Source organism: Paraclostridium tenue, from assembly GCF_039521565.1.
Lineage (GTDB): Bacteria > Bacillota > Clostridia > Peptostreptococcales > Peptostreptococcaceae > Paraclostridium > Paraclostridium tenue.
The window spans coordinates 20,930-33,000 of sequence record NZ_BAAACP010000015.1 but is presented as its reverse complement, the minus strand read 5'-3'; the positions used below and the strand labels follow the sequence as shown (position 1 = coordinate 33,000).

The 12,071-nt window shown below is 27.1% G+C and carries 12 protein-coding genes; 6 read left to right on the top strand and 6 right to left on the bottom strand.

What is annotated here, in order from left to right; genetic code table 11:
• Nucleotides 1-7: 7 nt before the first annotated feature.
• Complete coding sequence (locus ABFX13_RS11585; RefSeq protein ID WP_346046151.1) at nucleotides 8-235, bottom strand: FeoA family protein; 228 nt, start codon at nucleotides 233-235, stop codon at nucleotides 8-10.
• Between the two features lie 168 nt (nucleotides 236-403).
• On the opposite strand from ABFX13_RS11585, the gene ABFX13_RS11580 reads away from it, so the two are divergent.
• Nucleotides 404-856 carry a metal-dependent transcriptional regulator gene (locus tag ABFX13_RS11580; protein WP_346046144.1) on the top strand — a complete coding sequence of 151 codons (453 nt, stop codon included), beginning with the start codon at nucleotides 404-406 and terminating at the stop codon, nucleotides 854-856.
• 20 nt (nucleotides 857-876) lie between these two features.
• Nucleotides 877-1,311: a hypothetical protein gene (locus ABFX13_RS11575; RefSeq protein ID WP_346046142.1), complete on the top strand. Its 435-nt coding sequence runs from the start codon at nucleotides 877-879 to the stop codon at nucleotides 1,309-1,311.
• Between the two features lie 241 nt (nucleotides 1,312-1,552).
• On the opposite strand, the gene ABFX13_RS11570 is transcribed toward ABFX13_RS11575, so the two are convergent.
• A complete protein-coding gene (locus tag ABFX13_RS11570) occupies nucleotides 1,553-1,930 on the bottom strand; it encodes a Fur family transcriptional regulator (RefSeq protein ID WP_346046140.1) in 378 nt (125 codons plus the stop codon).
• Nucleotides 1,931-2,117: 187 nt separating this feature from the next.
• Complete coding sequence (locus tag ABFX13_RS11565) at nucleotides 2,118-2,663, bottom strand: NADH peroxidase (protein WP_346046138.1); 546 nt, start codon at nucleotides 2,661-2,663, stop codon at nucleotides 2,118-2,120.
• A gap of 199 nt (nucleotides 2,664-2,862) precedes the next feature.
• Between ABFX13_RS11565 and ABFX13_RS11560 the strand changes: the two genes are divergently transcribed.
• Entirely contained in the window at nucleotides 2,863-4,542 is a 1,680-nt protein-coding gene (locus tag ABFX13_RS11560; RefSeq protein ID WP_346046136.1) for a ribonuclease J, read from the top strand.
• Nucleotides 4,543-4,592: 50 nt separating this feature from the next.
• Here the strand turns inward: ABFX13_RS11560 and typA are convergent, their stop codons facing one another.
• The 3 genes from typA to ABFX13_RS11545 all read right to left on the bottom strand — a co-directional run bounded on the left by typA (nucleotide 4,593) and on the right by ABFX13_RS11545 (nucleotide 8,839).
• Entirely contained in the window at nucleotides 4,593-6,419 is a 1,827-nt protein-coding gene (typA, locus tag ABFX13_RS11555) for a translational GTPase TypA (protein ID WP_346046134.1), read from the bottom strand.
• A gap of 201 nt (nucleotides 6,420-6,620) precedes the next feature.
• Nucleotides 6,621-8,042 carry a spore germination protein gene (locus ABFX13_RS11550; RefSeq protein WP_346046131.1) on the bottom strand — a complete coding sequence of 474 codons (1,422 nt, stop codon included), beginning with the start codon at nucleotides 8,040-8,042 and terminating at the stop codon, nucleotides 6,621-6,623.
• A gap of 185 nt (nucleotides 8,043-8,227) precedes the next feature.
• A complete protein-coding gene (locus ABFX13_RS11545) occupies nucleotides 8,228-8,839 on the bottom strand; it encodes an acetate uptake transporter (RefSeq protein WP_346046129.1) in 612 nt (203 codons plus the stop codon).
• 254 nt (nucleotides 8,840-9,093) lie between these two features.
• Between ABFX13_RS11545 and ABFX13_RS11540 the strand changes: the two genes are divergently transcribed.
• From ABFX13_RS11540 to ABFX13_RS11530, 3 genes are all read left to right on the top strand, one after another.
• Nucleotides 9,094-9,285 (top strand): DUF1450 domain-containing protein, encoded by a 192-nt coding sequence (locus ABFX13_RS11540; RefSeq protein WP_346046127.1) that lies wholly within the window; start codon nucleotides 9,094-9,096, stop codon nucleotides 9,283-9,285.
• A gap of 315 nt (nucleotides 9,286-9,600) precedes the next feature.
• The gene (locus ABFX13_RS11535) at nucleotides 9,601-9,798 is read left to right on the top strand and encodes a hypothetical protein (RefSeq protein WP_346046125.1); all 198 of its coding nucleotides are present in this window, start codon (nucleotides 9,601-9,603) and stop codon (nucleotides 9,796-9,798) included.
• Nucleotides 9,799-10,309: 511 nt separating this feature from the next.
• Nucleotides 10,310-12,043, top strand: coding sequence for a methyl-accepting chemotaxis protein (locus ABFX13_RS11530; RefSeq protein ID WP_346046123.1), 1,734 nt, complete (start codon nucleotides 10,310-10,312; stop codon nucleotides 12,041-12,043).
• Nucleotides 12,044-12,071 lie beyond the last annotated feature (28 nt).

Below are 12,071 nucleotides of genomic sequence, written 5' to 3'. Positions count from 1 at the left end.
TTTAATGCTATAGATATGAAACTATTATTTTTTCACTTTCTTCTTTTCTAAGTGCTATCATTGCACCTCTTATGTTATAAACTGTAAGATTATCTTTAGGTCCACGGCGTAAAACATCTATTAAAGCACCATTAGTTAAACCTAAGGCTAACATTCTTTCTCTTAGATAACCATCTGATAAAAGTCCTTCTACCTTTACGGTGCTACATATATCTACATCAGCAAGTTTAACCATGAAAAATACCTCCAATTTTTTATATTACAAGGTAAGTTTTAGCTTAAGCTAAATTTCTTACAATAGATACTATGAAAAAAATTATATATTTGTTACATAAAATTAGAATATATAAGATAAAAATAAAATATATTAAATATAAGAGGTTATTAGGGGGGAGGCGATTTATTGAAAAATCTTAATCAGTTTTATACATTTAATGAATATATGAAAAGCAACAATTTAAGCCCCAATGAAGAAGATTATATAGAGATGATTTATAGACTATATAGCGATACAAAAGATGTTAAGATTAGTGATTTATCTAAGGCTTTGAATATAAAGCCTTCATCAGTAAGTAATATGGTGAAAAAATTAAAACAAAAGAATATATTAAAACATGAAAAGTATGGATCTATAATTTTAAGTAATATAGGAGAAGCAATAGGAGAGAGATTATTGTATAGACATAATATAGTTGAAGAATTTTTAGATTTAATAGGTGTAAAAGATTGTTTACATGAAGAAACTGAAAAAATAGAACATACTATAAGTGTAGAAACTTTAGTTAAAATTAGTAATTTAATAAATTTTTTCAAAGAAAATGATGAAGTAAAATACAAGTTAAAAGAGTATAAATAATTAAATTGGGGGATTTATATATGAAGACAAAGTATAAAGTATTAATTAAAACCTCTATAATATGTATATTATTTTTAATATTTACAACTCCAAATAACATTTTTAAAGAAAAATTTTATGTAAATAAAGTTGATTCTAGTGAATTGATTTATAAAAAATATTTAAATATGAGTAAAAATTTTGAAGGAATTAGTATAGTTAACAACAATAGTGATAAAAATAAATTAATGAAAAATGAATGTGCATATGTAATTTTAAAAAATCATGATGGTAAATATTACAATAATGTAACTATAAAGGAAGAAAATAATGGTATAATTATCACATATCAAGAAGCTAATGAAAATGATAATTATAAAAATGAAATATACAATAGTAAAGTAGATAAAATGATGGTTCTAAGAATCAAATCTAATGAAGAAATAAGTGATTTAAAGTTATTAAATCATCAATAAAAAGTCACAGTAAAGTCATACAAAATTCATATGAAAAAACTACAATTAGAGTTAAGAAGGAAGTGATTAAATATGGCTATAGTTTTAATAACTGCAGCTTTAGTAGCTGTAATGTATGGGTTATATGTAGCTGCGTATATATCTGAAAATTCAACTGAGGACAACATGATTTATGAAAAATAATATATAGATATAAAAATAAAGGAACTATCTCAATCCAGAGACTAGTTCCTTTTTTAATTTAATTACTTTTACATTTTTTACAAATTCCGTGAAGTATAATATTACAAGATGTGATTTTTATATCAAGCTCATTTGAAATATTATTAGGAATATCTTTAAGTATATTAGAATGAATATCTTGTATACTTCCACAAACATCACAAATAAGATGATTGTGCTCAACTATATTAGCATCAAATCTATCAGGAAACCCAGGTATGCTAACCTTTTGAATATATCCATGGCTTACAAGTTGAGATAAATTTCTATATACAGTTCCTAAGCTTAAATTAGGATTATCTTTTTTTAAATATTCATATATAAAATCTGCAGTAGGATGAACGGTATTATCTTTTACAGCATTTAATATAAGTTCTCTTTGTTTTGAAAATTTCAAAATACCACCTCCTATTAAAACTTTTTTATAATAAATATACCCAAAACAGCATATCTATAATCAAATTATATTATAAGTTATACGTTTAAATCAAATTTAACTTTAAATTTAATTTTAAAAAGTTATGAATATAAAAACAGAGTAGCCTATAAAAGTAGACTACTCTTTATTTTAAAAGTATTAAAAATTACTTAGTAAAATGTCTTTCTAATAATCCTAGGAATGCTTTACCATGTCTAGCTTCATCTTTACACATTTCATGAACTGTATCATGTATAGCATCTAATCCTAAATCTTTAGCTCTTTTAGCTAATTTTAATTTTCCATCAGTTGCTCCATACTCAGCTTCAACTCTAGCTTTTAAGTTAGCTTGAGTATCAGCAGCAACAACTTCACCTAATAATTCAGCAAATTTAGCAGCATGTTCAGCTTCTTCAAATGCTATTCTCTTATAAGCTTCTGCTACTTCTGGATAACCTTCTCTATCAGCTTGACGACTCATAGCTAAGTACATTCCTACTTCTGTACATTCACCAACAAAGTTAGCTCTTAATCCTTCAACAACTTCAGGATCAACATCTTTTGCAATACCTATTCTATGCTCATCAGCCCAAACCATTTCACCTTTTAACTCATCGAATTTGTCAGCCCCAACTTTACATACTGGACAAATTTCTGGAGCAGTTTCTCCTTCGTGTATATACCCACATACTGTACAAACAAACTTTTTCATATTCATATCCTCCTAAAATAAAACTAGTAATCATTACTATTATTGATACAACTTAATAATATACTAAAAACATTGTCATGTCAATAATTAAATTAATTAAAAGTCATTTTAATATTATTAAAATGACTAGATTAATATAACAAAAATAAATTAATAATAAACATAATGGAGATAATATAGTTTGAAAAGGAGTGATTGTGTGGAAACTTCAAAAAGTTCAAGTACAAATAAGGTAAAAGTTATTCCATTAGGAGGACTAGGAGAAATAGGAAAAAACATAACAGCAATAGAATATAATGACGAGATAATAGTAATAGATGGAGGTTTATCTTTTCCAGATGAAGATATGTATGGAGTAGATTTATTAATTCCTGATATAACTTATTTATTAGATAATAAGGATAAAGTTAAAGGTATGTTTGTTACCCATGGACATGAAGATCATATAGGAGCTATACCATATATATTAAAGCAATTAAATATACCTGTTTATGGAACTAAACTTACTATAGGTTTAATTGAGAATAAGTTAAAAGAACACAATATACTAGATATATGTAATTTAAAATCAGTAGAGGATAAACAAGCAGTTCAGCTAGATAATATAAAAGTAGAATTTATAAGTGTTACCCATAGTATAGCAGATGCTTGTGCATTAGCGATACATACACCTATGGGAATAATTTTGCATACAGGAGATTTTAAAGTAGATTATACTCCTATAGATGGAAGAAGAATGGATTTAGAAACTATATCAAAATTAGGGAAAAAAGGAATTTTATTATTATTAGCAGATAGTACAAATGTAGAAAGAAAGGGGCATTCTTTATCTGAAAAAACAATAGGAGAGACATTAGATAGAGTTTTTACAGGACGAAAAGGTAGGATTATAGTAGCTACGTTTGCTTCTAATATACATAGGATGCAACAAATTGTTAATGCTTCAGTAACTAATAATAGAAAAGTTGTATTTAGTGGTCGTAGTATGGAAAATGTATCGAGTGTAGCTATAGAACTTGGATATTTAAATATACCTGATGGATATAAGATAAGCATAGATGAAATGGAAAACTTTAATAATGATGAGATAACTATAATAACCACAGGAAGTCAAGGTGAAGCTATGGCTGGACTTGCTAGAATTGCTTTTGATACACATAAAAAAATTAAAATACAAAACAATGATTTATTTATAATATCAGCATCTCCAATACCAGGAAATGATAAGCTTATATCTAGAGTTATAAATCAATTGTATAAAAAAGGTGCAGATGTTATTTATAAAGATTTAGAAGCTATACATGTTTCAGGTCATGCATATCAAGAGGAATTAAAACTACTACACACATTAGTTCATCCTAAGTTTTTTATGCCTGTCCATGGAGAGTATAGACATTTAGTACATCATAAAAATCTTGCAGTCAAAATTGGAATGAATAAAGAAAATATATTTATCTTAGAAAATGGAGAAGTTTTAGAACTAACTAAAAAAGAAGCTAAGAAAGATGGAAAAGTCAGAGTAGGTACTGTATATGTTGATGGTATAGGAGTAGGGGATGTAGGTAATATAGTTTTGAGGGATAGAAAATACTTAGCAGAAAATGGAATGATGACAATAGTAATAGCTATTGATAAAATAAGTTTTAGCATAGTTGCAGGACCAGATATCATAACCAGAGGATTTATATATGCAAGAGAAGCTACAGATTTAATAGATGAAGTTAAAGATATTGTAACTTATGAAGTAGAAAATTGTTTAGATAGAAATATATTAGAATGGAGTGTTATAAAATCTAGAGTTAAAAAATCTGTAGATAGATATTTATATAATAAATTAAAAAGAGGTACTAGTATATTCCCTATAATAGTAGAAGTTTAAAGGGCTAAAAATAATAAAGGAAGTCGAACTTATCGACTTCCTTTAAAAATTTATTTATTAGCTTGTCTTGATTTATTATATTTTAATCTATCATGCTCATTTAAGAATTTCTTTCTAAGTCTTATAGAATCTGGAGTTATTTCAACTAACTCATCATCATCTATAAATTCTAAGGCTTCTTCTAAAGTAAATGTTCTAGCAGCTTGTAATTTAACTGCATCATCAGTACCAGAAGCACGAACGTTAGTTAATTTCTTGTTTTTACAAGGGTTAACTACCATATCATCTTTTCTTGAGTTCATACCAATTATCATACCTTCATAAACTTCAACACCTGGATCAACGAACATTTGAGCTCTTTCACTTAAAGCATTAAGTGCATAAGCCATTGTAGTACCAGCTCCTTGAGCTATTAAAACTCCATTAGTTCTTGATGGTATTTCACCTTTGTGTTCTTCGTATCTTTCAAATGATCTAACTAAAGATCCTTCTCCACGAGTATCATTTATGAACTCACTTCTGTATCCTAATAAACCTCTAGTAGGAGCTATGAATGTTATTTTAACATAATCTCCTTCTATTTCCATAGCTTCCATCATAGCTTTTCTTAAGTTTAATTTATTTATAACAGTTCCTGAGTAAGTTTCTGGACAGTTAACTATAACTCTTTCCATAGGTTCCATTAATTTTCCGTTTTCTCTTATAAATAAAACTTCTGGTTTAGAAACTCCAACTTCGTATCCTTCACGTCTCATGTTTTCAAGAAGTATAGATAAGTGAAGTTCTCCACGTCCAGATACTTTAAATCCATCAGTAGTATCCATTGGCTCAACTTTAAGTCCAACGTTAACTTCTAGTTCTTTGTCTAATCTATCTTTTATATGTCTAGTTGTAACAAATTTACCACTCTTACCAGCAAATGGTGAATCATTAACTAAGAAGTTCATAGATAAAGTAGGTTCTTCTATGTGTATAAGTTCCATTGGTAATGGATTATCTAAGTCACATATAGTTTCTCCTATAGATATATCAGGCATACCAGCTACAACTACTATATCACCAGCATAAGCTTCATCTTTTTCAACTTGACGAAGGCCTTCATAAGCTGTAAGCTTAGATATTCTTCCTTTAGCTACAGTTCCATCTGCTTTACATACAGATACTTGAGCTCCATTTTTAACTGTTCCTTTGTAAACTCTACCTATTCCAAGTCTACCTACATAATCATCATATGCAAGAGCAGAAACTTGAAGTTGTAAAGGCTCAGATGCATAGTCAGGATAAGCTTCAACGTGATTTACTATTGTTTCGAATAATGGAGATAAATCAGCACTTTCATCATCCATTTCACGCTTAGCTATACCTTGTTTAGCTATACCATATATTATTGGGAATTCACATTGTTCATCAGTTGCATTTAAGTCAACGAATAAATCAAATACTTCATCAACAACTTCTTCAGCTCTTTGGTCTTGCTTGTCTATTTTATTTATGAAAAGTATTGGTCTAAGTCCAGCTTCTAAAGATTTTTGTAAAACGAATCTAGTTTGAGGCATCGGACCTTCACTAGCATCTACTAATAATATAACTGTATCAACAGTTTTTATAACACGCTCAACCTCAGAAGAGAAATCACTATGTCCTGGTGTATCTACTATATTTATTTTATAGTCTTTATAGTTTATAGCACAGTTTTTAGAGTATATTGTTATACCTCTTTCTTTTTCTAAGTCGTTGCTATCCATTACACAATCTTTAACTACTTCGTTCTCTCTGAAAACTCCAGATTGAGATAAGAAAGCATCAACTAATGTTGATTTACCAGCATCGACGTGGGCGATAACGGCAATATTAACGATTTTATTCTTAGTTGTCATATCGATAATCTCCTTTTTTTAAAATAACTTATTAATTATACCACACCACTTTTAAATTGTAAAATGAATTAAATATATTCAATCTTATTATGTCAAAATTTATATTATTAATTTAAAAAAAGTATATAATAATGTAAGGAAGATAATTCAAGTTAATTAAACATAAAAATGATACCTTAATAGGTATCATTTTTATATTTATCATTTACCTTCATTTTTAGTATCAAGTTTAACCCTAAATATTAGTCGCTTTAATGCACTATATTCAAACGGGATAAGAGGATATAAATAACTTTTGCCAGTAATAGTTTTATTCGTAGCAACAAGTATAAATGAAATTATTAAACCTGCTATAAATCCCCATAAGTTAAATATAGCTGTTAGAATTAACAATAAAATTCTAATAAGTTTTATTGAATATCCTAGATCAACACTTGGTTGTGAAAAACTTCCAAGGGCTACTATAGCCATATACAATATTGTATGAGGTATAAACCATCCAGTTTGAACAGCAAAGTCTCCTAATATTAAAGCGCCAATAACAGATAATGACATTCCTAGTGACCCTGGAGTATTAAGTGATGCTAATTGTAGAGCATCAACTGAAAATTCTAAAATTAAAAATTGAAGAAATATAGGTACATTATATGTATCTTTTGGGATTATAAACTCTAGCCATAAAGGAAGATGAGAAGCGTATTTAATAGCCAAAGTATACAGTGGTGTTATAAATAACGTTGAAAGCAGTGTAAAATTTCTAATTAATCGCAAATAATTACCTATAATTACTGGTTGATAAAAATCATCTACATCTTGTAAAAAATCAAATATAGTAGTAGGTAATATAATAGCATTAGGTGAATTGTCTATAATTAACAATATTTTACCTTCTAAAACGTGAGCAGCTGCTACATCCGGCCTTTCTGTATATCTAGCTTTTGGGAAAGGATTATACCATTTAGATTGTACTAGGGCTTCAACTATACTTTGCTCACTCATTACCAATGATTTAACTTTTATTTCTTCAATAGATTTTTTTAGGTTTTTTAGAGTTTTTTTATCTACTAATCCATCTATGTACCCAATAACCATATCAGTATTAGATCTTTTACCAACATTAAACATCTCAAATATTAAATCTGGATCTTTTACTCTTCTTCTTACTAATGCAGTATTAAAAACGATAGTTTCAACAAAACCATCCTTAGCTCCTTTTAAAGATTTTTCTTTTTCAGGTTCTCCTATTCCTCTAACTGGGTAGGTTCTAACATCTAAAATTATTGCTTCATCAAATCCATCTATAATTATAGCCATTGGACCTGATAATACTTCTTTAGCAATATTTTTTAGATTATTTTCCTTAGATACTTCTATATAAGGTATATATTTATGGATAAAATCCTTTAACTCATGAATTGACTTAAAATCCTCACTAGTTATTTTGAAAAAACCAGAAAGAATTCTTTCCATTACTTCATCTTTTATAAAGCCATCTATAAAAAATAAGTAACAACTTTTTTCACCTATTATAACTTCCCTTTGAATTACATCAAAACTTTTATCTAAAGGGAGATGATTTTTCATAAGTTCTACATTTTTTTTTATGTTTTTAGTTAAAATCATAAAAACACCCTTTCTAAATTAATCAACCAATAATAGTATTTACAAAAGCTTTAAATTTATGATTAATATAAATAGAAAGAGAATAAAAATAGAGTATGTCTAAAGACATACTCTATTAAATGAATCTATATTAAATATATTTAGGAAAAGTCATAAATATTATGACAGCTCCCCCCTACAAAAAATTACTTTTTAAATATTCCAAATGGTTTTCCAACTGGTAAGAACTCTTTTCCAAAATGTCCGTTTAGTACAGCAGCTGCAGAACCATAGAATGAGAATATAGCTATTCCTAATTCAGAATATGCTGCAAATTGATGCGTAGCATGTTCCATTACTCCAAATGTAGAAAGAGTTAATCCTAAGAATAAACAATCTATAAGTACAAATATTATAAATAATACTTTATGAGCTTCCATTGCACCAATAGTCATATATAATGTGAATATTAAGTATCCTAAAAATGCGAATCCTAATTGCTTAGGATCAGCTGAAGCAGCTAATTTTTCACCAAATACTCCATTTTGTATTAACCAAGATAATCCCATTGCATACCAGAAAAATGCATAACCACCAAATGCAGTAGCACCAAACACATTATTGTGCTTGAAGTCATTTATACAAGCAAATAATTGAGCAGTAGCTCCTAAGAATATTGCCCATGGTAAAACTAATGATACATTTGAAGTTAATCCAAGTTTTTGAGATGAAGCAACTAATGTTATCATTGCTAATCCGAAAAGTCCTAATGCTGAAGGATCAGCAGTTACAACTTTAACTTTTGTTTCGTTTGACATTTTAAATCCTCCTATAATTACAAATGCTAAATTATTATATAATTTATAAAAACGTATTTTGCATACAAATATGCAATACTTATATATAATATCATCTTTTTTTCAATAAGTATACAAAAAATTTAAAAATTAAAATAAATTTGAATAAAATGATTTGTTAAATAGTTTAGAAAATATAAGGACCGATTATGTTTATATATAAGTCCTGTGGGTATATTGTATAATACAAAAATGATTTACAGGAGGAATTTTAAATGATAAGAATATGTCCATTTTGTTCAAATGTTGATGTTAATAAAGTAAAAGAAATAGTTGGAGAAGAGAATGTTAAAACTGGCTGCATAGGGCAATGTAGAGCTTTCAAAAAGGAAGCTGTTGGTTTTATAGATGGAGAATTAGTTATAAAAGAAAATGAAGAACTATTCTTAAAAGAATTAGAAAAGTAAATTTTAAAATAGGCTAGGTTTATACCTAGCCTATTTTATTAAATAAATATATTGTAAAAAAGAGTGTTATTATTAATTATTTAAATAATAAAAATAATATAGAATATAAAATATGTTATATTTAAAAAATAAAATATAGATAAACTAGGGTTATCATTAAGAGATACATTAAAAAATGCTAGCTATTTAAAAATATTACTATTTGTAGTATATTTTATATTAAATTAAGTTATTTTTAGGTGGATTTTTATTTATGCTATATTAAAATAGAGTTAAGTATTAAAAATAAATATCATATAAATGGAGGTAAATATAATGAGCACAATGTATTGTCCTAAATGTATAATTGAAGTTATGGATTTAGTTAAGCATGAAGAAGGAACTGATATTGAGATAATAAATGAAGGATTAGAAAATGAAACTAGAGAAGAATATGAATATTTTGTAGATACATACAAATGTCCTGTATGTGGACATGAAGTTGAAGATTATATGGAATATGAAGAAGATTAATACTAGGTTGGTTTAAAATTAAAAATTTACAGCTAATAAATAATATAACTGAGCTCTTATTTTTAAATGAGTTTTCAGTTATATTATTTTTTTATTTTTAAATCTAAGAAAATATTAAATATAAAGTATATATATTTTTATCCGTATAAATATGTTGGATAAAATACAATTTAATTTATTATTTAAATAAAATTGTTAAAATCTAACGTAAATTATAACAAGGTAATGTATTTTGTTAACTATGTTCTACAATATTTAAAAAAATTATATAGAGTCTTTATTTACAATTTAATATAACACTTTCAATATAATTAAAGATGTTGCTAAAATTTTTAAAGATAGGGAAAACTTTTTCTATGATTGGGTGTATAAAGTAAAATTTATATCCTTATTTTATTATCAGTTATGATAACGTTTTACAACGCATGATAATTTGTTTGTAAACTATATTAATTATAAATTAAATTTGAATAAGTTAACAAAATATATATAGTTATGGGGAGGAGTATATATGAAAGATTTAAAAATAGGTAAAAAATTAGGAATAGCATTTATTGTTTTACTAATGATTACGGCATTTTCAAGTTTTTATGTATTACTTAATTTAAAAAAAGCAAGTAAACAAAGTCATGAATTATTTAAAGGGCCTTATCAAGTAACAAATCAATCTATGGCAATTAGAAGAGATATAGTATCTATTGATCAAAATGTTATGAATTCAATTGCAGGGAACAAGCCAAAAGAACATGAAATTTCAGCTCAAAAAGATTTTGATAGTATCGATAAAAGTATTAAAGTATTACGTGAAAATTCAACAGGAAATAAGAAATTAATTGATGACCTTGAAAATTCTATTGCAAATTTAAAGCAACAAAATGGACAAATATATGCATTTATAGATAAAGGAGACAATAATGGGGCACAACAACTTGCAATAACAGAAGGTAGTGGATATTATCAAGCATATGTTGAAAGTGTAAAAAATGCAAAAGCTATTTATGAAGATGAAGCTGCAAGAGGTATTATATTTGATAAAGAAATAGAAAATACAACATCAACAGCAATGATTACATCTACAACAATTTGTATTGCTTCCATAGTAGCAGGAATATTTATATGTATATATATTACAAAGAGCTTAAAAAAACCAATTGAAGAAATAGAAATTGCTGCAAATAAAATTGCAGTTGGTGATTATGATATTAATATTGAATATGAATCAAAAGATGAATTAGGTTCTTTATCAGAGAGTATGCGTAAAATGAGCAACAAAACTAAAGATATTATAAATGACACAGTTCGTGTTTTAGGAGAAGTTGCATTAGGTAATTTTAACGTTGAACCTGAAGTTGAGTATATGGGAGTATTTAAAAATATTGAGAAATCAGTGATTAGAATAACTGATGATTTAAGTGAAACAATGGCACAAATAAATGTAGCATCAGAAGAAGTAGGAGCTGCATCAAATCAAGTTGCTAGTGGATCACAAATGCTATCACAAGGTGCTACTGAACAAGCAAGTGCAATTCAAGAGTTATCTGCGACTATAATGGAAATATCAGAAAAGATTAAAGTTACTGCAGATAATGCTAAAGAAGCTAATGATTTAACATTAAATTCAGGACATCAAGTTAAAGATGGTAATGATAAAATGAAACAAATGGTTAATGCAATGAATGAAATTTCATTTACTTCTAATGAAATTAGTAGAATTATAAAAACAATAGATGATATAGCTTTTCAAACAAATATACTTGCTTTAAATGCTGCAGTAGAAGCTGCCCGAGCAGGAACTGCAGGAAAAGGATTTGCTGTTGTTGCGGATGAAGTAAGAAATCTTGCTGCTAAATCAGCAGAAGCTGCTAAAAATACAGCTACTCTTATTGAAAATTCAATAGAAGCAGTTGAAAAAGGAACAGAAATTGTAGATAATACAGCTAAGTCACTTCAAAAAATAATTGAAACAACTAATGAAACTATTTTAATAGTTGATGAGATAGCTAAAGCATCTGAGGAAGAAGCTAGTGCTATTAATCAAGTAAAATTAGGAATAGAGCAAATTTCAGAGGTAGTACAAACTAATTCTGCGACATCAGAAGAAAGTGCTGCTGCTAGTGAAGAATTAAGTGGACAAGCACAGATGCTTAAATCACTTATTGAAAACTTTAAATTAAAAGATATAAGCGCTTCTAGTAAGACAATAGATTTTAATAGTGATGATATAAATTATTTTGAAATAAATTAAATTTAGTAATAAAAATAATAGATTTACA

What these genes read in the sequence shown, in the direction of transcription:
- ABFX13_RS11585 (WP_346046151.1), bottom strand. Translation starts at nt 235, where the DNA reads ATGGTTAAACTTGCTGATGTAGATATATGTAGCACCGTAAAGGTAGAA.
- ABFX13_RS11575 (WP_346046142.1), top strand. Translation starts at nt 877, where the DNA reads ATGAAGACAAAGTATAAAGTATTAATTAAAACCTCTATAATATGTATA.
- ABFX13_RS11565 (WP_346046138.1), bottom strand. Translation starts at nt 2,663, where the DNA reads ATGAAAAAGTTTGTTTGTACAGTATGTGGGTATATACACGAAGGAGAA.
- typA (WP_346046134.1), bottom strand. Translation starts at nt 6,419, where the DNA reads ATGACAACTAAGAATAAAATCGTTAATATTGCCGTTATCGCCCACGTC.
- ABFX13_RS11550 (WP_346046131.1), bottom strand. Translation starts at nt 8,042, where the DNA reads ATGATTTTAACTAAAAACATAAAAAAAAATGTAGAACTTATGAAAAAT.
- ABFX13_RS11545 (WP_346046129.1), bottom strand. Translation starts at nt 8,839, where the DNA reads ATGTCAAACGAAACAAAAGTTAAAGTTGTAACTGCTGATCCTTCAGCA.
- ABFX13_RS11540 (WP_346046127.1), top strand. Translation starts at nt 9,094, where the DNA reads ATGATAAGAATATGTCCATTTTGTTCAAATGTTGATGTTAATAAAGTA.
- ABFX13_RS11535 (WP_346046125.1), top strand. Translation starts at nt 9,601, where the DNA reads ATGAGCACAATGTATTGTCCTAAATGTATAATTGAAGTTATGGATTTA.
- ABFX13_RS11530 (WP_346046123.1), top strand. Translation starts at nt 10,310, where the DNA reads ATGAAAGATTTAAAAATAGGTAAAAAATTAGGAATAGCATTTATTGTT.